We start from the raw sequence: 22,177 nt of genomic DNA, 5'->3' as shown, positions 1-22,177 counted from the left end.
TTATCAGTTAAAGCTTAAAGGAAGAATTACTTCTTCGCGTTAGCCGCTTTAACTTCTGCGATTACTGTTTCAGCAACGTTTGCTGGACATGGTGCGTAGTGTGAGAACTCCATAGAGAACTGACCACGACCAGATGTCATTGTACGTAGGTGACCGATGTAACCAAACATTTCTGAAAGAGGAACATCAGCTTTAATACGAGAACCAGTCAGACCAGCCATTTGGTCTTTGATCATGCCACGACGACGGTTAAGGTCACCGATAACGTCACCAACGTGATCTTCTGGAGTGAACACGTCAACGTGCATGATTGGCTCAAGAAGCTGAGCACCCGCTTTAGGCATAGACTGACGGAATGCGCCTTTCGCTGCGATTTCGAATGCTACTGCAGATGAATCGACTGCGTGGAAGCCACCGTCAACTAGCTCAATTTCAACGTCAAGAACAGGGAAGCCAGCTAGAACACCGGTATCCATCATGCCCTTGAAGCCTTTCTCGATTGCAGGCCAGAATTCTTTAGGTACGTTACCACCAACAACAGATGATTTGAACGTAAAGCCAGAACCCACTTCGCCAGGGCGCATGAAGTAATCAATCTTACCGAATTGGCCAGAACCACCAGACTGTTTCTTGTGCGTGTAGCTATCTTCAACTGCTTGAGTGATAGTTTCACGGTAAGCAACCTGAGGTGCACCAACGATAAGGTCAACGCCGTAAGTACGCTTAAGGATATCAACTTTGATATCTAGGTGAAGCTCACCCATGCCTTTAAGGATGGTTTCGCCAGTTTCTTCGTCAGTTTCAACCTGGAAAGATGGATCTTCTGCAACCATTTTACCGATCGCGATACCCATTTTCTCAGAACCGCCTTTATCTTTAGGCGTAACAGCAATTGAGATTACTGGAGTAGGGAAGATCATTGCTTCAAGCGTACACTCGTGCTTAACATCACAAAGAGTGTGACCAGTCTGAACGTTCTTCATACCAACGATCGCGATGATATCACCAGCTTGAGCGCTAGAAAGTTCGTTACGCTGATCCGCCTGCATTTCAACCATACGGCCGATACGCTCAGTCTTACCAGTAGCACTGTTAAGGATGGTGTCGCCTTTGTTCAACTTACCTGAGTAGATACGAACGAAGGTTAGTGCACCGAAACGGTCGTCCATAATTTTGAACGCTAGCGCTTTTAGTGGCTCATCAACAGATACTGTTGCAACTTCACCAGTTGGCTCACCAGTTTCTGGATCTGTTAGCGGCTGTGGATCAACTTCTGTTGGAGACGGCAGGTAGTCAACAACTGCGTCAAGTACTAGCTGCATACCTTTGTTTTTGAATGCAGAACCACAGAAAGTAGGGAAGAACGTACAATCACGAGTACCTTTACGGATACAACGCTTGATGTCTTCGATAGAAGGCTCTTCGCCTTCCATGTAAGCTTCCAGTAGGTCGTCGTCCTGCTCAACAGCAGTTTCGATCATCTCTTCACGGTAAGCTTCTACGTCATCAACCATGTCCGCAGGGACTTCTTTGATCTCGTAGTTTTCTGGCAGACCAGTCTCATCCCAAACGTATGCTTGACGGTTTAGTACGTCAACAACACCGACGAAGTCATCTTCACGGCCGATTGGTAGCGTCATAACTAGAGGTACTGCACCCAGTACTTTCTTAATCTGGTCAACAACGCTGAAGAAATCTGCACCCATACGGTCCAGTTTGTTTACGAAAATGACACGTGCTACTTCTGAGTCGTTCGCGTAACGCCAGTTAGTTTCTGACTGAGGCTCAACACCACCAGAACCACAGAATACACCGATACCGCCATCAAGTACTTTCAGTGAACGGTATACTTCAACTGTAAAGTCAACGTGTCCAGGAGTATCGATAACGTTAAAGCGGTGATCTTTCCAGAAACAGCTTACAGCTGCTGACTGGATAGTTATTCCGCGCTCAGCTTCCTGTTCCATGAAGTCAGTTGTTGATTCACCATCATGAACTTCACCGGTCTTGTGGATTTGACCAGTAAGTTTCAGGATACGCTCAGTAGTAGTGGTTTTACCCGCATCAACGTGCGCGAAAATACCAATGTTTCTGTATTTAGATAAATCTGTCATTGTCTTACTCTATAGAAAATGAGGTTCACAGTTCGGTGCCGGAGTATATCACTTATTACTGCGAACAGAACATAGGTTTAGGCTCATTAAATGACCATTCGTGCCGCTTTTTTCAGAAAGACTGCCAAATGTTGCTGTCTAGCGGGTATTTGTTAGGGCAAATGGGCTAGCGAACGGCAGGATCTTGTCGTTTAGTTTAGTCTCTCTGGGGCAATTATTTTTCGCGACTAAAGCTTTTTTATCACCAACAGAAAATCCAGATAATTACTCAACCCGAGAAAACAGAGCTGGATTACCCCAGCTCTTCTGCTTCGCGCAGTCGTTCGCGACGATCTTGTTCTTCGGCAAAAACCGCTTTAATCTCTTCTAGCACGGAATCGACATCAGCCACTTCTGTGCTTTCTTCAAACTGACCCGTTAGTTCAACGTCAGGGTGCAATTCACCGGCTTCAAACAGGGCCCAGATTTCTTTGGCGTACTGGCTGTCTAGTAGTTCGGGGGCGTACTGAGCGTAGTAGCTCGTCATATTATTGACATCTCGCGCCAGCATCCATTGAGCATTGTTATTGGCTGCGGCATCGACAGCTTGAGGAAGGTCGATAATGACGGGGCCGTATTCATCCACCAAGACATTAAATTCTGACAGATCACCATGTATCAGCCCGGCGCAAAGCATGCGCTTAACATATTCCATTACAACGGCATGGTCTTCACGAGCTTGTTCGGCAGACATTGACACATCGTTCAGGCGTGGGGCAACCAAGCCTTCATCATCAGTGACCAGCTCCATTAGCAAAACGCCATCAAAGCAGCCATAAGGCTGGGGAACTCGCACACCAGCAGCGGCTAACGTATAGAGCGCATCGACTTCGGCACTTTGCCAAACTTGTTCCTGCTGCTCACGGCCAAACTTGGAGCCTTTCTCCATCGCACGGGCGCGGCGGCTATTTCGTACCTTGCGGCCTTCGCGGTATTGTACGGCTTGTTTAAAGCTGCGCTTATCTGCTTCCTTGTAGACTTTCGCGCAGCGAATATCATTGCCGCAGCGTACTACATAGACGCTGGCTTCTTTGCCGCTCATCAGCTGGCGGATGACTTCATCCACTAAGCCGTCATCAACCAGTGGCTGGATTCTTTTCGGTATCTTCATCGCGTCTTTATACCTTAAACTGGCCATTAGCACGAACTTTTTTATGCGTAATGTTATTCCGGCCCAGGTTGACTTTGAACAAACCCTTTACTACGCCCGTTGCAACCGCGTACCTTAACATTGCTAACCCTAAGCTGGCTTTGTGCGGTAGAATTCACATTATTATTGGTAACGATTAGAGCCAGGCAAATGTCACAGGAAGAAATTGAAGTTGAAGCGATTGGGATTGAGGTCTCGTCTCAGCCTATCGAACTATATAAAGTGTTGAAAATTGCCAATGCGGTGAGTGGTGGTGGTGAAGCCAAATTTGCTATCGCGGAAGGTTATGTGGCGGTGAACGGCGAACTTGAGCAACGCAAACGCCGTAAAATGTATGACGGTGATTTGGTCGAATTTAATGAAGAATACTATGTGGTGCTTTGTGACCAGCCCGTTCAGGAGCCGTCAGAAGAAGCCGTAAAGCCTAAATTAAAGAAACCATCGGAGAACAAACCACAACAAAAAAAGGCTAAAAATAGCAATAAAAGTACGGCCAATAAGAAAGGTAATAAAAGCAGTAATGGTAATAAAGGCGGTCAGAAGAAATCATCTTCCCCCAAAGAGACCAGTAAAGCTGACCAATCGACAGGGCGTAAGCTAATCAGCTTTTAAGGTGATAGCATCAAATGATTGCCCTGATGATCTCTTCACCAATCAATGTCTTCAGGCGTTCGGCAAATGTCATAGTTCGTACTCCAGTTCGAGGTTTTCCGTTTGTAGCATTGCGGCTTCTGAGAAACAAGCCTAGGATGGAAACAGATTTTTCGGGAGGAAAAAGATCATGGTTGCAAAAGTTGAATTAACCCCGCAAGGCCCACAATTTTCTGAGCTTGTTCAAGGCTATTGGCGTTTGGCTGATTGGGGCATGACAGCGCAGGAGCGTTTGTCATTTTTGAAGCTGCACATTGAGCTGGGAATAACCACGGTCGATCATGCTGATATCTATGGTGGTTATTCGTGTGAGCAGCTATTTGGTGAAGCCATCGTGCTGGATCCGAGTATTCGCGACCAAATAGAGATAGTGACAAAGTGTGATATCAATTTATGCACAGAGCAATTTCCTAATCGCAAAATCAACCATTACGATACCAGCAAGCAGCACATTATTGAGTCTGTGAACAATTCATTATCTCGTCTGCATGTTGAGAATATCGATGTCTTGCTGATCCACCGACCTGACGCATTAATGGATGCTGACGAAGTTGCAGAAGCTTTTGCTGAACTCAAACTACAGGGCAAGGTGAACCATTTCGGCGTGTCGAATTTCTCGCATACTCAGTTCGATTTGCTGCAATCTCGTCTGGATGCACCTCTGGTGACTAATCAGGTTGAAATTAATCCCCTGAACTTTGATGTCGTTCATGATGGCACGTTAGATCAACTGCAAATGAAACGTACTAAACCGATGGCCTGGTCTTGCCTGGCTGGTGGCGATATCTTTTCTGGCCAGTCAGAGCAACAAGTTCGTGTACGCAACGAGTTAGAAGCCATCCGCGAGGAAGTCGGTGCGGCGAGTATCGATCAGGTGATTTACGCATGGGTGAAGCGTCTGCCATCGAATCCGTTGCCAATCATCGGTTCCGGTAAGATAGAGCGCGTGCAAGCGGCCGTTGAAGCACTCAGTATCGAGCTGACGCGCGAACAGTGGTTCCGTGTATGGGCTGCATCGAAAGGGCATGGCGTGCCATAACCAACTATCCGGTATAACACCGCAAAGAAAAGAACAGAATGGCAGTCAGAAGAAGGTTATAGACCTAATTCTGGCTGTCTTTTTTTGTTAAGTTTGGGTATATATAAAATAGCATTGCAGTGTTTATTTGTAATACTAATTGGAGTAGTCTTTGTTACGATTTTTAATTTTTCTTCCGAAGATAAAGCATCAGATGATTTATTGTTAAAGTCGCTTTCTGCATTTTATAAATAATTATCGGGGAGTTTACGTGTTTCAATTTATAGTATTGAACGTATTATTCGGTATTAAAACGAGGATGAAGTAATAATGAGCAATCCCCACTTTACTGGCATGATGCGTAGTCTTTCATTGCTTCCTGAGGTTGAGGCTATTTTATTAGCAGGCTCAAGAGCTATAAACACCAATGATCATTTGTCTGATTATGATGTCTATGTTTATGTGACAGCAGAGATCCCGTTAGCAGTACGAAAAGCGATCGCTGACAAGTATTGCTCATACATGGAGGTGAATAATCAATACTGGGAGACAGAAGATGATGGTGTTTTAAATGATGGCACTGAGATTGAACTAATATACAGAGATCTGGATTGGCTGGATGGAGAGTTAGAGCGAACGCTTTTTCAGCATCAGGCAAGTACTGGCTATACAACGTGTTTTTGGTCAAATCTGATAAATTCAGAAATCCTCTATGATCCGAAGGGGAAAGCGAAGACGCTGCAGGAAAAGTTTGCGATTCACTATCCGGCGGAATTGAAAAACAACATCATTACTAAAAACTATCCGTTACTCAGTCAAAAAATGCCGGCTTATAGAAAGCAAATACAAAAGGCACTTAAAAGAGGTGATGTGATCAGCATCAATCACCGTATCGCCGAATTTCTTGCAAGCTATTTTGATATCCTTTTTGCTGTTAATGAATACCCTCATCCCGGGGAAAAGCGATTAATCGATATTGCAAAATCTAAATGCCAAAAGCTGCCGGTATCATTTGAGCAAAACATGAGTAATTTGATCAAGCATGTTGGAACTTGCAATGATGATATCTTGGTAGTTATTGATCAAACCATTAATAATCTAAACGCAGTGTTAAAAGAAGAAGGCTTTTTGGTTACAAGCAAGATTGAGAGTGCATTTTAGATAGATGAGATTACATATAAAATAGCGGCAGTAGCAAAAGTTCAAGCCAATATAAATAAGCCACCATCATTTATTGTTGGTGGCTTATTTAGTTAGGTATCATTGTTGCGGACTATTTTTTATCTGAAATGTCACCCGTCGAAGTCGGATTGGCTTTGTCGCCACTCCACTCGAACCAGCCGCCATCAAAGACGCTGATATTTTTCCATCCCATGACATAGGCGTAGAAGAACGTTTCAGAGGCACGCCAGCCAGTACCGCAATAGAAAGACACTTGCTGTGATTGATTGATATTCCACTGCTGCCAGAGATTTTCGATGTCTTTAGCACTTTTCATGGTGTCATCAGGGTTGCGGAAATCTTCAAGATGATTGGCATCACTACCTGCGTGACCCCATTTAGAGCCAGTAATACGTCCTTTGGGTTCGATGTACTTATAACCACTGGTATTGCCGATATATTCATCCCAGGTTCGGATACTGACTAATGATTGCGTATCAGGTGCCTTGTCCAGCATGGCTTTAGCTTCAGGTATATCAATGATCAGATCTGGATTTGCAGGAATTTTTCGGCCAAAATCGACGGGTGTTGTGTTGCTTTTTAGCATCGGTTCGGTGACGTATCCGGCATTAACCCAGGCTTTCCAACCACCGTTAAGCAAACGCACATCTTCAACACCGGCATACATCATGATGTTGGCAGCGCGGGCGGCAGCCATGTTATTACGGCCATACAGGATCACCGTGGTATCGTAACGAATGCCCAGTTCTCGAATAACCTTGGCTAACTTCTCGTCGCTGACCCGGTTCCACCATGGTTCTGATTCAATCTCATTGGTATTGAGATACAGCGCAGTTGGAATGTGAGAGGCAAGATATTTGGTTGGTGGCCCCCACGCTACTTCAACTAATTTATACCCTTTTTTGGGGGCATAATGAGGCTGTTGACCTTCCACGACTTGCTTTACCCACTCAGGCGTAACCAGTTGCTGGAAGCGCGGCAGAGCATCGAGTTGACCAGAATACAGGTTAATTGGTTGGTCGATGATATTAGCCGTGGTTAAACCTTGCTCTTTCAGGGCTGAGCTCACAAGTGCGCTTGCCGCGTTGTCACAATATATATAGGTCGGTTTATCAACCATGACCTTTTTCTCGCTCAGCAGTTGCCTGAATTGTGCTGGTTCGATACTTTTCAGCCAGTCTGCATCGATATTGATTGCACCTGGGAAATGCCCGCCACGTTTAGCTTCAGCTTCTGGCCAGCCGTTATAGTTGTTGCTGGAGCGGCAGTCTATTACCTGAATATCCGAAGAGGGGGTGACTGATAGGTCGTCAAAGGTGATCGCTTGTAAATCAAAGCTGATAAGCATGATGACAGGTAATGCTGTTTTGCTGATAGCGTGCATCATAAAACCTAATTGATTGAAGATTTCTGATTATAATGAAGAAAAGCTCAGGAAAAAAAGCGTTTGATCATCTTTAATCCAAAATACGATATGTATTAACCCAATTGAGTATAGGTCGTGAAAGATCCTTCGCTTGGCCTGCTCCTTGCTTGTAGCTTCAATATGCTACTCACGGGAGGAAAGAAAATGGCATCGAGCAAAGAGATATGGCTACTGGTAGATAGCCAACGTAATGGCGGGATAGAGTCCCATATATTGCAGCTGGCTTCGGGGCTGCACCAGCATCACTTTCCCGTTTCTGTGGTGTTTTTGGCTGATTATGGCAGCCATCCACTCAAAGATGCCTTGGTTGATCTCGGCATCAGGGTACGAACCTTGTCGCATCCGGTGTGGAGGCTATGGCCGATGGTTAAGAGAGAAAAACCCCGGCTACTTCACAGCCATGGTTATAAAGCGGGTATTGTTTCGCGTGTCATTGGCTTTTTGTGCGGGATACCTGTGGTCAGTACTTATCATGCAGGGGAAATCACCAAAGGTAAGTTGGCTGTCTATGACTTTATCGATAGATACAGCGCCATGTTGGCAGCGCAATGTTTGACAGTAAGCCTGCCTATTTCACAGCGATTACCTGTCGCCTCTTTGATGTTAAACAACTTTGTACAGACCGATAACGTGGCAATCGGCAGAGGGCAGCAATTGGCATTTGTGGGGCGCTTGAGCGAAGAGAAAGGCCCTCAATTTATGCTGGAGATTGCAAAGCAGTTACCTGAATACTGTTTTCATATCTATGGCGATGGTCCTTTGGATCGCCAATTGCGGCAACAGGCACCTGTGAATGTAAAGTTTCATGGTGCCCAGTCAGATATGAGTAATATCTGGCCTGAGATCGGCTTATTAATTATGCCTTCACTGTTTGAAGGCATGCCAATGGCTGCGTTGGAGTCGATGAGCCGGGGGATTCCTGTGGTGGCCACTCAAGTTGGCGCATTGTCCGAGTTGATCAAACATGAAGGCAACGGCTGGCTACTGCCAGTGGCAGATGTTGATGCTTTTGTTGATAAAATCCGGCAATGGCTGTCAATGCCGCCGGAGCAACAAATGAGTCTGCGCTTTCAAGCCCGATATCAGGTAGCAACGAAATTTTCTGCTGATACCGTGATCCCTCAGTTGATTGCCATTTATCAAAAAGTGAGCTGTTAATTGCAATATGGTTATGCAAATTGCACTTTTGCTTAATACCAATCGGGATAACCAGCTGATTTTATTTTCAGTATTGCTCTGTACTGCAGTATTTTCAGTTCGATTAATAATTTATTAAAACTTGGTTTGTTCCTTGCTTTTACAAAAGAGATAACAATAAAGAAGCAAGGGGGAAAACGGTTGTGACGGAGAATAAATTAAACCGATCAGGAAAAGATAATATTGCTAATAACAGGAAAAATATCCTATTTGTGCATTATGGCGAAGGGTGGATAAGAGGCAGTGAGCGTTGCTTATTGGATCTGCTGACTTTTCTTGATAGCCGAAACTATCGCCCTGTGCTTTGGTGCAACAGTGAAGTTTTAAAAAAGGAGGCGGAAGAATTAAATATTCCAACTATCTGCCAGCCTTTTCCCCTTCTTTTCGCGGAGCAACCACCTCGGTTTAACTGTATTGGCTTTTATCAGTTAGTCAGGCAAGGCATGGGGTTAGTAAAGCAATATAACATTGACCTAATCCACGCCAATAGCGGTGCGCCTTGCCAGTGGCTCAATTGGGTGGCGCGGGCTTGTCAATTGCCTCTGGTTGCGCATATTCATAGCCGATACCCCTTATGGCAGCGCTGGGTACTGGGTCTTCATCAGGTTGATCATGTTATCGGCGTCAGTCATCCGGTGATTGAACAGCTGCGGGGGGATGGCATGGCAGAAAGCAAGCTATCGGTCATTGCCAATGGGGTTGCTATTCAAAACCTTAGCCAGCAACCCGTGGTGGATTTGCGGCAGAAGTTACATTTATCCCCCGGTACTTTTTTAATAGCTGCAGTGGGCTCGCTTATCTTCCGTAAAGGATTCGATATCGCGATAGAGGCGTGTGCAGCCTTAGAAAAACAGGGTGTTGACCTGCACCTGGTGATCATTGGTGAGGGGGAGCAACGGGCAAATTTAGAGCAGCAGTTATCTGAGCTGAAACTGGAACACAGGGTGACTCTATTGGGTGAACAACCTGATGTTGTTGGCCACCTGAAAGGGGGATGCGATCTTTTGTTAAGCACCGCCAGGGAAGAGGTGTTTGGCTTGGTTTTATTGGAAGCCGCGTTGGCGGGAGTTGCGGTTGCCGCCCCCAGAGTGGGCGGTATTCCAGAAGTCATAGTGGACAGGCAGACAGGCTTGTTGCATCAGCCCGGAGATGTTGACGAACTGGTTAGTCACTTAAAAGCGTTAATGCTAGCGCCAGAGCTGCGCGTGCAACTTGCGGCGGCAAGTTACGAAAGACTTCAGGTGCAATTTTCAATTCAAGCTAATGTCTTTAAGGTCACTGCGCAATATGAGCAATTAATAACGGCATATAGCAACCATGCGTTAATAAACACCGACATAAAAAGCCGTGGCACATCATGGTTTAACCTGCTGCGCTCAATTGCTCACAGCGACATTTGGCAAAAATACTGGCCTAAAAGATCACCGGTGGTTTAAGCGGGAATTTCGGATGAAAATAAAAAAACATATTCTGGTTTGGGATGGTATCGCTTTTGCTGGCGGCTCCAAAAATGCCACTTTAAGCTTGCTGAAGACCTTAGATAGTAATCAGGTGTCGATCACTGTGATCACCAAAGATCCAACGTCTTGGCAGGGAGGGGCAATAAAGAAGCTTCAGTTACTGGAGATGAGGTGGTTAGCCAATAAAACGCAAGGTGTACTCTTCTTTATTAAGCATCTGTTGTTGGTTTTTAATTTGATCATTGCCAGGCTCAGGTTTGGTAAAATTGACATGGTAATTGGAGCCTCCGGTCCGGGGGGCGATTTCACTCTCTATTTTGCCCGGTTGCTGTTTCGATTTGTACTGGTGCAACTGGTGCATGGGCCTGTTGCATGCTCTCGGAGCATTGGGCGCTGTTTAATAAAAGCAGATGCGGTGTTCTATTTGGCATCGACAGAAGAGTCGCTCCAAAATGCACTTCACAGGTTCAGAGGTTTTTCAGAAGAGCTTGTTAATATTAACCGCTTTCAGGTGTTTAATAATGGGCTATCACTGAAGCACTGGCCGCAAGCTTGCCAACAGCAACACCCCCAACTGTTTTGGGCCGCATCTTTATTAAAGTGGAAGGGTTTAGATCTCTTTGTTCAAGCGTTGCAGCAGCTCGATATTAACGAACGCCCGCAAACCCATATTTGTTATATCCGACCCAAACAGATCAATCTGTTGATATCAAAAGCGCCGGTGGCATTGGAGCGGGTGCATTGGCATGAGATGCCAGACCATCTTGATACAATTCGTGCACAGAGTAATATTTTTGTTTCTACCAGCCAGAGTGAGCCGTTTGGTTTATCGATTTTAGAAGCGATGGCGGCGGGTCATTGTATCTTGATCCCTGATGATGGCGCTTATTGGGATCAGGTGTTGGTTGACGGTGAGAGTTGTGTCAAGTATCAAGCGGGAAATGCCGCCGATCTGGCCGTGAAAATTCGTCAGCTTCGGGACAATGAAAAATTACGAAGGCGGTTAGGAAAAGCCTCGTTTAAGATCGCGCAAAATTATGTTGCCGATGATCTCTATCGGCCGTTAACCAAGAGGATCTACCACGCTTTAGGTATAACGTTATCTAAGCACAGACGCATGCCGCCATTTGCAACTGAGAGGGCTTAATATGAAAACCCTCAAACTAACCGCATTTCACCAAACACTGCTTTACGGCATCGGCATTGTCATTATGAAAGGGCTTTCGATGGTGATGCTACCATGGCTTGCCTATCAGTTAACGCCGGCAGAAATGGGGCGATTAGAGGTATTAACCAGCGTTGCAGTACTGGGCAGCATTGTGTTAGCCATGGGGTTAGAAGATGCCTTGTATCGCTTTGTGGGGTTGGAGAAAAGTAACAGTCAAAAAAAGGAAATTGCTGCTCAAATCTTTGGGATTTCGCTGATTCTATCGGTTATGGCGATTTTTATTGCCCCATTTTTAGCGCAAATTATAAGCCAGTTGTTTCTGCAGCTCTGGTCCATTCAGCTTAATCGTTTAGATCTGATCTTCATTTTTTCTTTTTTGGCCTTAGAGGCCTTGGTAGCGGTTTGCCTGGGGTGGCTGAGAATTCAGGATAAGGCGGTTGTTTTTTTTCTGGTAACCGTCGGTCGGGCCTTGTTGCAGGCGATACTGGTTTTTACCTGTGTTGATATGGGGTTTGGTGTGACCGGTATTTTGGCCGCGGGACTGGTGGCGACCCTGATACAAGCGGTCTGTTTGATCTGGTTGCAGATTAGAGATACCGGTATGCAGCTGTGTTTCCGGAAGATAAAACCGGTATTGATCTATAGCCTGCCAATTGTCGGCAGCGGCTTAGTCAGTTTTCCATTGGCGGGGCTAGACCGCTGGCTGCTGCTAAGTGTTGTCGATCTGGAAACCATTGCCCAATATGGCGTTGCCAGTAAGTTTGCACTAGCCACCGTGTTGCTGTTACAGCCATTTGGAATGTGGTGGTCGCCAAAACGCTTTGAATATTTAAATCGTAAAAATGGCCATCAGCAGGTTGTGAAATATATCTGTGTCGGACTCTGCCTGACTTTCGTGATCGCCTTAGTGGTTTCTTTAGCATCGCCATGGTTAATTCACCAGTTGTTCCCGGCTCACTATCAGCTTGCGGCACAATATACTCTGGGTTTGGTCATGGTAATGGCTGTCAAAGAGGTGGCCGAGCTGGTCAATATTGGCTGTTTTATTGGTAGAACGACCAAAACACAGTTTGTGGTTAACTTGACCGGCACTCTGGTCGGTCTTTCAACGATGGTGGCTTTGCTGTTCTGGGGCAACTACGGTGTCTGGGGGATCATCGGCGGTTTATTGTTGGCGCAGTTGTGCCGTCTGGGTTTGTTTGTGGTACTTAGTCAGGTTTACCTGCCTTTGAGCTATCCGGTTAAGAAACTGGCTTGCATCGCTTGCGTTAGTTTTTCCATTCTGGCCTTCGCTCAGCTGACCCACAACCACGAGATACGTCTGTTCTTCGCCTTTTCGGGCGGTCTGGCCCTGCTTGTTCTTGCTGTAATTTTGCAGCTGTTTCCGATCGCGGTATTTCGCCGTTCTGTCAGGGGGAACGGGTGATGAGCAACGGGCCGAAACGGACGGTGAATGCGGTGGTATCGGCAGTGAAGGTCGCGCGACCCCGAGCGACGCCCGGAGGCCTGTTGCTGGCGTTTGGTTCCTCCCTCTGCATCGGCGCCGTCTGGTATCTGGTGCCGCATCCTGCGGTTGCTGCGGTATTGGCACTATTGCCCGGCATGACTTTAGTGGTACTTGGCTATCCGTTCGTGATGGTGGTCTTTTTTGTCGTGTTTTCATTTTTTAGGATTCATGAAGTCTTTCCTCAGCTTTATTCTTTAAAGATCCCTCTGCTGCTCTCATTAGCTTCTATTTTTGCCCTCTGCTGGCACTTGATGATCAGTCAAAAAATAAAGGTTTATTGGCGTTTTGAATTGAATCTTATCGCCCTGTTTTTCTTTTGGGTGATCCTTGGGGTGATTTTGGCCAGTAATCAGTCGGTTGCTATCAGCTATTTTAAGGGCATCTATTGGAAAATTGCGCTGATGACCTTTGCCATTGCATGGTTGACCCGAACAATCAAAGATTTTGCGTTTGCCTCCCGCTTATTCACAGCGGCAGGGTTAATGGTCGCACTGGTGGCCTTAAACAATAAAATGACAGGTATTGGTTTAGTTGAAGGGGGACGTGTCACCATTGGCCGAGATATAGGTTCGGTGCTGGGAGATCCGAATGATCTGGCTTTGGTACTGATGTTTCCTGCCGCATTTGCGCTTAGTTTAATGCTAAATAAAGGTATTGGTTTTTTCAGCCGAAGTTTGGGCTTGATGAGTTTTATCTCTCTTTTTTCGGCGGTGATTGCCACCCAGAGTCGTGGCGGTTTACTGGGGATCATGGCCGTTATAGGGGTGTTTGCATATCGGCGAACTAAATCAAAGAGCTTGTTCCTAATTGGTGGTGCGCTTGTTGCCGCTCTGTTATATACGGTTGCCGGAATTTCTGATCGGGCGTCTGGAGGGGCTGGTGAAGCCGGGATAGATGAATCGGCAATGGGGCGTTTATATGCATGGGAAGCGGCCTTTCATATGGCGTTAGAAAATCCGCTGTTTGGGGTTGGTATTGATAATTTTTATTATAATTATTATTTTTATTCAAAACATTGGGACGGGCTGAACCATGCTGTGCATAGCACCTGGTTTGGTGTGTTGGCTGAAACCGGTTTTGTGGGTCTGTTGGTTTTTATCGCCATGATTACCGTTTTAATTCGTAGCTCTCTGCGCAGCCTCGAAATAATTGAAGCGCAAACAGCTCCCGTCAGCCCTGAGATCGTCGCGACGGCACAAGCGGTCTTAACTGGTCTTATCGGTACTGTGGTTTCCGGTACGTTCTTAACCCAGGGATTCACCTGGCCTCTCTATATATTATCTGCGCTAGTTTGTGCTACTGCCCAGTGGGTTGCTACCCATTTAACCGACGGGTAACTTGGGTATAGTAGCGCGGTTTGCATTTTGCTACTTCTCTCGGTACTGCACGAGTTGATTTTCAAACAGCAAACCCATCAAGCGCCAATAGCTATTAAGTTGCTGATATAAAGTCACTTTCATGGCTTTCTGAAATCTGGCCTAATTTGTGCTTTCTCTTGAATATTATCGAATTCGAGAGGAATGTTATGAAAAGTCTCTCTGTTGCAAAGGCAAAGCGTTGGCTGAAAACCAGTGACCATCCACTGGCTCAAGTTGGTATTCAGCTTTACTTTAAGATCCGTTTTTTTGAATTACCAGCACCTCAGCTGCTTGTTAAACCCCTTTATTATTTGTATCGAATCGGCCAAGGCGTTTTGACCAATGCGACTCGAATCGTGTTGTGGACACCTCTGTTTAAAAGTCAGCTTAGCAGCGACAAAGGTCAGCTCTATCTCTATGGCGGCTTGCCATATTGTGCAGGAACGTTAGAGATCCATTTAGGTAATCAAGTACGAATTTGTGGGAAAACAACCTTTACCGGGCGGGTCTCTTCGCCCAAAACTCCTCAGTTAATTATTGGAAACAATGTCGATATTGGCTGGATGACAACAGTGGCAGTAGGACGCCGTATTGAAATTGGCGATAACGTCCGTATTGCCGGTCGCACCTTGCTCGCCGGCTATCCCGGTCATCCGCTTAATTGTGCAGACAGAGCCGCCGGTTGTCCTGAAACGGAGCAGCAAGTGGGCGACATCATACTTGAGCGGGATGTCTGGCTGGCCACCGGGGTGATCGTCACGGCCGGGGTGTGTATTGGGGAAGGTACGGTTGTTGCTGCCGGGAGTGTGGTGACCAAGGATCTGCCAGCCTATGTGATTGCTGCGGGTGTTCCGGCCCGGGTCGTGAGATCTATCGAGAGGTGAGAAACGGACTATGGCAAAAGATTTGATTGTTTTTGGCGAAGATTGGGGCGGGTTACCGAGCAGTACTCAGCACCTGATACGTCAGGTGATGCTAAAAGCCGATCGTAAGGTGATTTGGATAAATTCCATTGGGCTGCGAAAACCTCGCTTTAGCAGGAAAGATCTCGGTCGGTTATGGCAGAAAATAACAGCAAGCTCCACTGCTGTAGATCATGCTCAGTCGGATGATCTTTTATTGCCGGATCGGCAAAAGTTTCAGGTTATAAACCCCAAGACTATTCCAGTGCCAGAGGGCCGTTTTCAACGACAACTTGCTGCCCAGTTATTAGTGTGGCAAATCAAACCCGTGATGAGAAGGATGGGCATTAAGCACCCCATTCTATGGACATCGCTGCCTACCGCCGTGGATGTCGCCGGCCGCTTGGGGGAGTCGGCATTAGTTTATTACTGTTGTGATGATTTCTCGGCACTGACTGGTGTTGATCATCAGGTCGTTCGTCAAAGGGAGTGCCAGCTGGCTCAGCAAGCAGAACTTATCCTGGCGGCCAGTGCATCTCTGTATCAGAAATTTCCACCGCTCAAAACACAACTTATAAGCCACGGTGTTGATTACACGTTGTTTGCAACGCCATGTAATCGTGCCAGTGATCTGCCTGATGATAACAGACCAATCGCCGGTTATTATGGCTCTATCTCCGACTGGCTTGATTTCGCACTGTTAGAGCAGGTGATTCAATCTTTGCCAGATTGGCATTTTGTCTTTATTGGCGAGCAGCATGTTGATTGCTCATCGTTAACTAAATACCCCAATGTGCACTTTCTGGGCCGCAGAGCCCATCATCAGTTACCTTCCTATGTGCAGCATTGGACGGCGTCACTACTACCCTTTGTTGATAATGCGCAGATCCGGGCCTGTAACCCGTTAAAGCTCAGGGAATATCTTGCGGCCGGAAAGCCGATTGTCTCAACCTGCTTTCCGGCATTAAAAGAGTATCAGGATCATATCAGCCAGGTTGAAACACCACCGCAGATGGTTACTGCTCTGAACGATGCCAGGCACCATACAATTCCATCACATGCCCGATCAGCCGTTGCAGCAGAGAGCTGGCAATCAAGGGCGGAGCTGCTTTCAACCTATCTGGAGGCACTATGAGTCTGCATTATCGGTTTTACTGCATCTTGGATGCAGCATGGCGAAGGCGATACCTGATTGTTTTGCCTATGCTCATCTTGCCCGTGGTCGGGTTTGTTATTGGCAGCATGGCCCCGGAACGCTACCAGGCTCATACCAGTATGTTAATCCAAGAAACGTCTAAAATGAATCCGTTTTTGGAAGACTTAGCGGTCTCAGCCATGTTGAAAGAGCGTATGGCAGCGCTGAAAACCTTGTTACATAGCCGTCATATTCTAGGGGCTGTTGCTCAAGACCGCGGTTTATTAGATGCGGATACGCCGGATGTGGAGCGTGATGCTGTTATTCAGGAGCTGTCTTCAGCCCTGTCAGTAAATATGGTCGGCAAAGATCTGATCCGGATCGATTATCGGTCGAGTAATCCTGAGGGAATGGCACAGACCCTCGAAACGGTCAGTTCGTATTTTGTCGAACAGCTCTTAGCTCCGGAACTGTCATCGATGCGAGATTCGAGCTATTTCCTGGCGTTGATACTAGAGAAAATGCGTCGGGACCTGGACTTGGCAGAGAAAAATCTGGCAGTTTTTCGAGATCAGAATACGAGCCAATTACCTGAATACCATGCGGCGAATATCAATCGATTAGCTTCACTTAAGCAACGCCTGGCAGAAAGAGAGGCTGAAATAGCAGGCGCTAAAAAAAGTCTGGGTGGTTTGGATCAGCAGTTATCAAAGACAAACCCTGTCGTAGGCAGACTCGAAGAGCAGATTGTTGCTATCCGTAGCCAACTAGCCATGTTGAGAGCCCGCTATCACGACAGTCACAGTCAGGTTCAGGCCGCGATTCGCAATATGGCCCGTCTGGAGTCAGAACGACTTCGAGCTTTGCAACAGGATGATGAATTTGTCGATACAGAGAAGCTGTGGGATATCGCCAGTTCAGCGATGCTGGTTACAGCTGAGAATAAGCATCAGCCATTGCTTATTTCTCAACTTGACAGATTACAGCAGGCCCGTAGTCGTGTAGATGGTTTGGAGGAAGAGATCAGCAGCCTGAAAAAGATGGTTAAGACGTTGGAGATATCGACGTCTGATCTTGGTGAACAAGAGCGCCGCCTTGAGCAGTTAAACCGTGAGATCGCGGTGAAGAGGGAACTCTATCTGGCGCTTTCTAAACGTTATGAGATGGCAAAAGTGACAGGCTCTCTCGGGGATTTTGAACAAGGGAAAAGGATAAAAGTAATCGACAGGCCGTTTACCCCAACTCGGCCGACCAATTTACCCGGCTGGTTATTTGCCATTGTCGGCATGGTTGCGGGTGGCGCTTTAGGCGTCGGTTTGGCGCTAATGGTCGAAATTCTCGATATCACGGCAAGGCGAAAGAGAGATGTCGAGTTATGGACTGGCGTTAAGGTTATCAGCCGTATACCTAAACTGGATCTTGAGGCAGGAGCAACGTTATGAAGACAGTCGTTCAAGTGGTGCAGCACCTTCAACCGGGGGGGATCGAAACCTTAGCGCTTGATCTGCAGCGGTTTAGTCAGCCTGAACAGCACAATTATATTTTGAGTCTTGAAGGGAGTATGGAAGAGGTTTTACAGAGCTGGCCACGGTTGCAGCCTTATGCCAGCAGATTGCTCTTTTTAAACAAGCGGCAGGGGGTGGATTACCGTGCTTGCTGGCAGTTAAGGTCCATATTCAAAAAGCTAAAGGTTGACGTTGTTCATACTCACCATATCGGCCCATTGCTCTATGCCGGGTTGGCAGCGAGGATGGCCGGAATCGAGACTCTGATCCATACAGAGCATGATGCCTGGCACTTGGCAAATGATCAGCACTGCAAATTGCAAACCCGGGCGATTCGCCTGTTTAAACCGATTCTTGTAGCCGATGCTGAAAATGTGGCCAGAGGAATGAAGACGCATCTGAATATTGAGCCCGATGTTATTATTACGAATGGGATTGATACCTGTAAGTTTTCTCCGGGTTGCCAGCAAACGGCCAGAGAGAAATTTGGGATACCGCAACACGCGACCATTATTGGTTGCAGTGGCCGTTTGGAATGGGAAAAGGGTCATACCTATTTGATAGAGGCGCTAACACGGCTTCCAAGGGATGTGCATATTGCGGTTGCCGGCCAAGGCAGCCTAAAAGACAGGTTAATAAAACAGAGCCGGGATTTGAGGTTGAATCACCGGGTCCATTTTCTGGGACGTATCGATGATATGCCTGCCTTTTATCGCAGCCTGGATCTCTTTTGCCAGCCTTCGGTAAAAGAGGGAATGCCGCTGGCACCATTGGAGGCGCAGGCGTGTGGTATTCCGGCAATTGTGACCACGGCCGGAGCGTCAAGAGAGTCGCTGTGCCATGACACCGGAAAAATCGTGAGACAGAGAAATCACAGAGCATTAGCGGCCGCAATTTCAGAGTTAGCTAAACAGTTGGTTGTCGCGATCCCTTTTGATCAGGATCGTAAAAGTCCGAGGGCTTTTGTTACCCAGAAAGCTGATATTCGAGATACCGCAATGGCTTATGCCCGGTTGTATCAGGGAGAGCAGGAACGGCTGCATTCCGTCGGCTGAACTGATCAAAAGGAGGCGTTATGTTAATGCAAGTTTGTGCCACCCTGGCTCTGGTGCTGATTGTGTACCATCATCTGATTTACCCGTTACTGATAAAGCTGTGGTCTAAGAAAGCGGTAAACCGTCACCCCTCGAATCAGAGCATCTCTCGCCAGCAGGTCAATATACCGGGAATAACGTTAGTGATCCCCGCTTATAACGAAGCTGCTTATATTTCAGAAAAGATCGCAAACTTGGGTTTTATTGATTATCCGGCAGACAAGCTGCGGATCATCATTGCTTGTGATGGTTGTACGGATCAGACGGCGCAATTAGCAAGAGTTGCAGCGAAACGGCCTGAAAATAGCCATCTGAATCTAGAGGTACGCGAGTTTAAGAATAACCGGGGTAAAGTGGCCATTGTGAATCAATTGGTGGCATCGCTTGATACGCCTTGGGTCGCTTTAAGTGATGTGTCGGCGCTTATTTCTATCGATGCGTTTAACGTTGCCCACCAGTATATGATCACCCCGGATGTCGGGGTGATCTGCAGTCACTATCAGTTACTGGACCCGGGCTCAGAGGGAGAGGCGGCATACTGGAAGTATCAAAGCCAGATTAAAGTCTGTGAGGCCCGGGCTGGATCGACGATAGGGGTACATGGCGCCTGTTACCTGTTCCGGCGGGATCGGTTTACCCCGATGCCGGAAGATACCATTAATGATGATTTTATTTTACCGATGACAATTGTTGCTCAGGGTTATCGATCCGTCTATGAACCCGATTTGCATGCATTAGAGTTAGAAAAAGCCAGCCACAGCATGGATTATCGGCGCAGAATACGGATCTCTGCCGGTAATTTTCAGCAAGTTTTGCGCCTTAAAAGATTGCTGATGCCTCAATATGGATCGATCGCCTTTAGTTTCTTTTCAGGTAAATTTCTTCGTGTATTGATGCCCTATCTCATGCTGCTTTTATTGTTACTCAGCTTGCTCCTGAGCCGTGATAGCTGGGTGTGGGGTACATTGTTGACGGCACAACTGCTTGGTTACGCTTCAGCCGCCTGGGTTTATGTTATCCAGCGAGAAGCTGCATCGTCTCAACATAAGGTCGCGGGAATAGGGCCCGTTAGTCGTTTGGTTCGCTGGGGAGAGAAAAGGGTACTGCAACAGCCCGGGATCGGCAAGGCGATGAAGTTGATTAATTATCTGGTAGCGGGACACCTGGCAAATCTGCTTGGTTCTCTGCGTTATATCCGGGGATTGGAAAAGGGACGTTGGTAACGGAGTGTGGGAAATCAATACCCGTTAACATTGTTGATAGATGCAGTCTGATACAAGGAAATATTATGAATATTCAATATGTTGATCGCACTACACTTATCGGAAAAAGAGCTTGCGATATTGTTGCTGCAGTTGTTGGGCTGCTGCTATTTCTCCCTATTTTTCCGATCATTGCCATGGCCATTAAGTTGGATTCGAAAGGGGCAGTATTTATATCTCAAATGCGCATCGGCCGTGCCCGGCCGGATAGAACCGAGCTTTTATTTATGCTTAAGTTCCGCAGCATGCGACTGGATGCGGAAGCGGCTTCTGGTGCCGTGTGGGCCAGCGAGAGCGATCCCCGCATTACCCGTGTGGGGCGTTTCTTGCGTAAGACACGATTAGATGAATTACCACAGCTGATCAATGTGTTGCGGGGAGAGATGTCCTTAATTGGCCCTCGCCCTGAGCGCCCTTGCTTTTATCAGAAACTTGAATCACAAATTCCATATTATGCCGAACGGACCTACGGCCTGGCTCCGGGAATTACGGGGTTGGCTCAGGTGAATCAGGGTTACGATACGTGCGTTGATGATGTACGAACCAAGGTCGCCTATGACCATGGTTATGCCATCGCACTTTCAAGCTTTAACAGCTGGATTAAAACAGATCTTGCGATTGCGTTTAAAACCATCGAAGTGATGGTTAAGGGAAGGGGCCAATAAAATCTCTCTGTAATGAGCATCTTGATGTCACTTGAGTAGGTGCATTTGCAATTTGCAACTTGCAAATACACCTACTCCTCACACTACTCCCGCAGATCTTATTGAATAATAACGATTTTTTATTGGCATGCTTTTGGCATTAACCTTATTAATTAATTGGGTTAGTCACAGGAGCAGGCAATTATTATGGATATCAAACGTACTATTACCGAATGTGGTGATTTGATTGTCAAACTTAACGGGGATTTTGATGCGTTGAGTGTGGCGGAGATCCGCCCTGACTTCGAGGCGATAACCGCCGAAGTTCAGCAGCAGATCATATTAGATCTCAGGCAGGTTGGATTTATCGATTCGTCGGGTATTGGCGCCATTGTCTTTTTATATAAACGTTTAAAAGCCGAAGGTCGCGGGCTGGAGCTGACGGGGGCCCGTGGTCAGCCAAAGCAATTATTGGAGTTATTAAGAATTCATCAAGTGATTTCAATCCGCTGAGTAAGTCATAGGGAGCAATAAGTATGCGAGGCATAAAGGTTATCTGCTTGACTGGACTATTGCTTTGGTTGACTGGCTGTAGCAGCAGTTTTCCCATTGGTGGATATGGTGGCTTTGCGGAGCATCACTATCAGAGTATTTCCCCGGTTGAGCCTGGCGAGCCATTAACCCCGGAACATGGCCTGCGGTTTGATTTTGAGCTAACCCGCCAGCTGTTAAAACTGTTGGTCGTTGATGGCGCTGAGTTATGTTTTCCTGCCACTGTGGCCCAGGCAAGAGAAAGAGAGCAGCGAATTGGGCGTGAATTAGCTGGAGGCTTAGAATTTGATGCCGCTAACGATATTCTGATACAACGCAATCAGTTAAACAGGTTAGAGCGTCAACTTTCTGCGGCTTTATCTTCTCAGACTTGCCGGCTAGAGCAGGATCACGTGGATCTGAACCCGGTGCCGGTGGCGACGGAGATTGAACGGCTTCTCAATGCCGACAATCAGTTTGCATCTGGTTCCAGTGAACTAAACCCTAAATATATTGGCCGGTTGGCTCAGGCTGTCGTCTTGCTGAACCAATTTCCTCACTACAGTTTACAAGTCATTGGTCATACAGATCAGGTCGGCGATGAGAGCGACAACCATCAGTTATCGATGTTGCGAGCGCAGCAAGTGAGTCGCTATTTGCAAATCTTTGGGATGGATAAAAGCAAAATTGAGGTTTCTGCTCTCGGAGAAACCGCTCCTTTAGCGGGTGGAATGTCTGCTCAGAACCGATTGGTGAATCGCCGGGTTTCAATTGCTTTGGTTGAAAGTATTGGTACTCACCCGGCCGCAACGGTTACTCATAAATAACTGTCAC

General features: G+C 46.8%; 19 protein-coding genes. 16 read left to right on the top strand and 3 right to left on the bottom strand.

Annotated elements, in window-relative coordinates; genetic code table 11:
* Positions 1-26 precede the first annotated feature (26 nt).
* The gene (fusA, locus tag C9I89_RS08535; protein WP_107282919.1) at positions 27-2,114 is read right to left on the bottom strand and encodes an elongation factor G; all 2,088 of its coding nucleotides are present in this window, start codon (positions 2,112-2,114) and stop codon (positions 27-29) included.
* A 292-nt stretch (positions 2,115-2,406) separates the two neighbouring features.
* Positions 2,407-3,264 carry a PA4780 family RIO1-like protein kinase gene (locus C9I89_RS08530; protein ID WP_107282918.1) on the bottom strand — a complete coding sequence of 286 codons (858 nt, stop codon included), beginning with the start codon at positions 3,262-3,264 and terminating at the stop codon, positions 2,407-2,409.
* Positions 3,265-3,453: 189 nt separating this feature from the next.
* Here C9I89_RS08530 and C9I89_RS08525 point away from each other — a divergent pair, with 189 nt between their 5' ends.
* From C9I89_RS08525 to C9I89_RS08515, 3 genes are all read left to right on the top strand, one after another.
* On the top strand, positions 3,454-3,915 hold the full coding sequence (locus tag C9I89_RS08525) for an RNA-binding S4 domain-containing protein (RefSeq protein WP_107282917.1): 462 nt from the start codon (positions 3,454-3,456) through the stop codon (positions 3,913-3,915).
* Positions 3,916-4,084: 169 nt separating this feature from the next.
* Positions 4,085-4,993, top strand: coding sequence for an aldo/keto reductase (locus tag C9I89_RS08520; RefSeq protein WP_107282916.1), 909 nt, complete (start codon positions 4,085-4,087; stop codon positions 4,991-4,993).
* Between the two features lie 309 nt (positions 4,994-5,302).
* Positions 5,303-6,133 carry a DUF4037 domain-containing protein gene (locus C9I89_RS08515; RefSeq protein WP_107282915.1) on the top strand — a complete coding sequence of 277 codons (831 nt, stop codon included), beginning with the start codon at positions 5,303-5,305 and terminating at the stop codon, positions 6,131-6,133.
* A 112-nt stretch (positions 6,134-6,245) separates the two neighbouring features.
* On the opposite strand, the gene C9I89_RS08510 is transcribed toward C9I89_RS08515, so the two are convergent.
* Positions 6,246-7,538 carry a rhodanese-like domain-containing protein gene (locus C9I89_RS08510; RefSeq protein ID WP_107282914.1) on the bottom strand — a complete coding sequence of 431 codons (1,293 nt, stop codon included), beginning with the start codon at positions 7,536-7,538 and terminating at the stop codon, positions 6,246-6,248.
* Between the two features lie 117 nt (positions 7,539-7,655).
* On the opposite strand from C9I89_RS08510, the gene C9I89_RS08505 reads away from it, so the two are divergent.
* From C9I89_RS08505 to C9I89_RS08445, 13 genes are all read left to right on the top strand, one after another.
* Positions 7,656-8,738: a glycosyltransferase family 4 protein gene (locus C9I89_RS08505; protein WP_107282913.1), complete on the top strand. Its 1,083-nt coding sequence runs from the start codon at positions 7,656-7,658 to the stop codon at positions 8,736-8,738.
* Positions 8,739-8,920: 182 nt separating this feature from the next.
* Positions 8,921-10,213 carry a glycosyltransferase gene (locus C9I89_RS08500; RefSeq protein WP_107282912.1) on the top strand — a complete coding sequence of 431 codons (1,293 nt, stop codon included), beginning with the start codon at positions 8,921-8,923 and terminating at the stop codon, positions 10,211-10,213.
* Positions 10,214-10,226: 13 nt separating this feature from the next.
* Positions 10,227-11,384 (top strand): glycosyltransferase family 4 protein, encoded by a 1,158-nt coding sequence (locus C9I89_RS08495; RefSeq protein WP_107282911.1) that lies wholly within the window; start codon positions 10,227-10,229, stop codon positions 11,382-11,384.
* Between the two features lies 1 nt (position 11,385).
* Positions 11,386-12,831: a lipopolysaccharide biosynthesis protein gene (locus C9I89_RS08490; protein WP_107282910.1), complete on the top strand. Its 1,446-nt coding sequence runs from the start codon at positions 11,386-11,388 to the stop codon at positions 12,829-12,831.
* Positions 12,831-14,249, top strand: a complete 1,419-nt coding sequence (locus tag C9I89_RS08485) for an O-antigen ligase family protein (RefSeq protein ID WP_107282909.1) — start codon at positions 12,831-12,833, stop codon at positions 14,247-14,249. The genes C9I89_RS08490 and C9I89_RS08485 overlap by 1 nt, the downstream gene beginning before the upstream one ends.
* 188 nt (positions 14,250-14,437) lie before the next feature.
* Positions 14,438-15,154, top strand: a complete 717-nt coding sequence (locus C9I89_RS08480; RefSeq protein ID WP_107282908.1) for an acyltransferase — start codon at positions 14,438-14,440, stop codon at positions 15,152-15,154.
* Positions 15,155-15,164: 10 nt separating this feature from the next.
* Positions 15,165-16,307, top strand: coding sequence for a glycosyltransferase (locus C9I89_RS08475; protein ID WP_107282907.1), 1,143 nt, complete (start codon positions 15,165-15,167; stop codon positions 16,305-16,307).
* On the top strand, positions 16,304-17,749 hold the full coding sequence (locus C9I89_RS08470) for a GumC family protein (RefSeq protein WP_107282906.1): 1,446 nt from the start codon (positions 16,304-16,306) through the stop codon (positions 17,747-17,749). Before C9I89_RS08475 ends, C9I89_RS08470 begins: the two co-directional genes overlap by 4 nt.
* Positions 17,746-18,867: a glycosyltransferase gene (locus C9I89_RS08465; RefSeq protein WP_107282905.1), complete on the top strand. Its 1,122-nt coding sequence runs from the start codon at positions 17,746-17,748 to the stop codon at positions 18,865-18,867. The genes C9I89_RS08470 and C9I89_RS08465 overlap by 4 nt, the downstream gene beginning before the upstream one ends.
* Positions 18,868-18,887: 20 nt before the next feature.
* On the top strand, positions 18,888-20,129 hold the full coding sequence (locus C9I89_RS08460; RefSeq protein WP_107282904.1) for a glycosyltransferase family 2 protein: 1,242 nt from the start codon (positions 18,888-18,890) through the stop codon (positions 20,127-20,129).
* A 65-nt stretch (positions 20,130-20,194) separates the two neighbouring features.
* Positions 20,195-20,833, top strand: coding sequence for a sugar transferase (locus tag C9I89_RS08455; protein ID WP_107282903.1), 639 nt, complete (start codon positions 20,195-20,197; stop codon positions 20,831-20,833).
* A 186-nt stretch (positions 20,834-21,019) separates the two neighbouring features.
* Positions 21,020-21,325 (top strand): STAS domain-containing protein, encoded by a 306-nt coding sequence (locus C9I89_RS08450; RefSeq protein ID WP_107282902.1) that lies wholly within the window; start codon positions 21,020-21,022, stop codon positions 21,323-21,325.
* 47 nt (positions 21,326-21,372) lie between these two features.
* Positions 21,373-22,170 (top strand): OmpA family protein, encoded by a 798-nt coding sequence (locus tag C9I89_RS08445; protein ID WP_425440406.1) that lies wholly within the window; start codon positions 21,373-21,375, stop codon positions 22,168-22,170.
* Positions 22,171-22,177: the final 7 nt, after the last annotated feature.

The sequence above is a fragment of the Photobacterium lipolyticum genome, assembly GCF_003026475.1.
GTDB lineage: Bacteria > Pseudomonadota > Gammaproteobacteria > Enterobacterales > Vibrionaceae > Photobacterium > Photobacterium lipolyticum.
The sequence above is the reverse complement of the archived record's forward strand: the minus strand, read 5'-3'. Positions and strand labels throughout refer to the sequence as shown.

What these genes read in the sequence shown, in the direction of transcription:
- fusA (WP_107282919.1), bottom strand. Translation starts at nt 2,114, where the DNA reads ATGACAGATTTATCTAAATACAGAAACATTGGTATTTTCGCGCACGTT.
- C9I89_RS08530 (WP_107282918.1), bottom strand. Translation starts at nt 3,264, where the DNA reads ATGAAGATACCGAAAAGAATCCAGCCACTGGTTGATGACGGCTTAGTG.
- C9I89_RS08525 (WP_107282917.1), top strand. Translation starts at nt 3,454, where the DNA reads ATGTCACAGGAAGAAATTGAAGTTGAAGCGATTGGGATTGAGGTCTCG.
- C9I89_RS08520 (WP_107282916.1), top strand. Translation starts at nt 4,085, where the DNA reads ATGGTTGCAAAAGTTGAATTAACCCCGCAAGGCCCACAATTTTCTGAG.
- C9I89_RS08515 (WP_107282915.1), top strand. Translation starts at nt 5,303, where the DNA reads ATGAGCAATCCCCACTTTACTGGCATGATGCGTAGTCTTTCATTGCTT.
- C9I89_RS08510 (WP_107282914.1), bottom strand. Translation starts at nt 7,538, where the DNA reads ATGCACGCTATCAGCAAAACAGCATTACCTGTCATCATGCTTATCAGC.
- C9I89_RS08495 (WP_107282911.1), top strand. Translation starts at nt 10,227, where the DNA reads ATGAAAATAAAAAAACATATTCTGGTTTGGGATGGTATCGCTTTTGCT.
- C9I89_RS08490 (WP_107282910.1), top strand. Translation starts at nt 11,386, where the DNA reads ATGAAAACCCTCAAACTAACCGCATTTCACCAAACACTGCTTTACGGC.
- C9I89_RS08485 (WP_107282909.1), top strand. Translation starts at nt 12,831, where the DNA reads ATGAGCAACGGGCCGAAACGGACGGTGAATGCGGTGGTATCGGCAGTG.
- C9I89_RS08480 (WP_107282908.1), top strand. Translation starts at nt 14,438, where the DNA reads ATGAAAAGTCTCTCTGTTGCAAAGGCAAAGCGTTGGCTGAAAACCAGT.
- C9I89_RS08475 (WP_107282907.1), top strand. Translation starts at nt 15,165, where the DNA reads ATGGCAAAAGATTTGATTGTTTTTGGCGAAGATTGGGGCGGGTTACCG.
- C9I89_RS08470 (WP_107282906.1), top strand. Translation starts at nt 16,304, where the DNA reads ATGAGTCTGCATTATCGGTTTTACTGCATCTTGGATGCAGCATGGCGA.
- C9I89_RS08465 (WP_107282905.1), top strand. Translation starts at nt 17,746, where the DNA reads ATGAAGACAGTCGTTCAAGTGGTGCAGCACCTTCAACCGGGGGGGATC.
- C9I89_RS08460 (WP_107282904.1), top strand. Translation starts at nt 18,888, where the DNA reads ATGTTAATGCAAGTTTGTGCCACCCTGGCTCTGGTGCTGATTGTGTAC.
- C9I89_RS08455 (WP_107282903.1), top strand. Translation starts at nt 20,195, where the DNA reads ATGAATATTCAATATGTTGATCGCACTACACTTATCGGAAAAAGAGCT.
- C9I89_RS08450 (WP_107282902.1), top strand. Translation starts at nt 21,020, where the DNA reads ATGGATATCAAACGTACTATTACCGAATGTGGTGATTTGATTGTCAAA.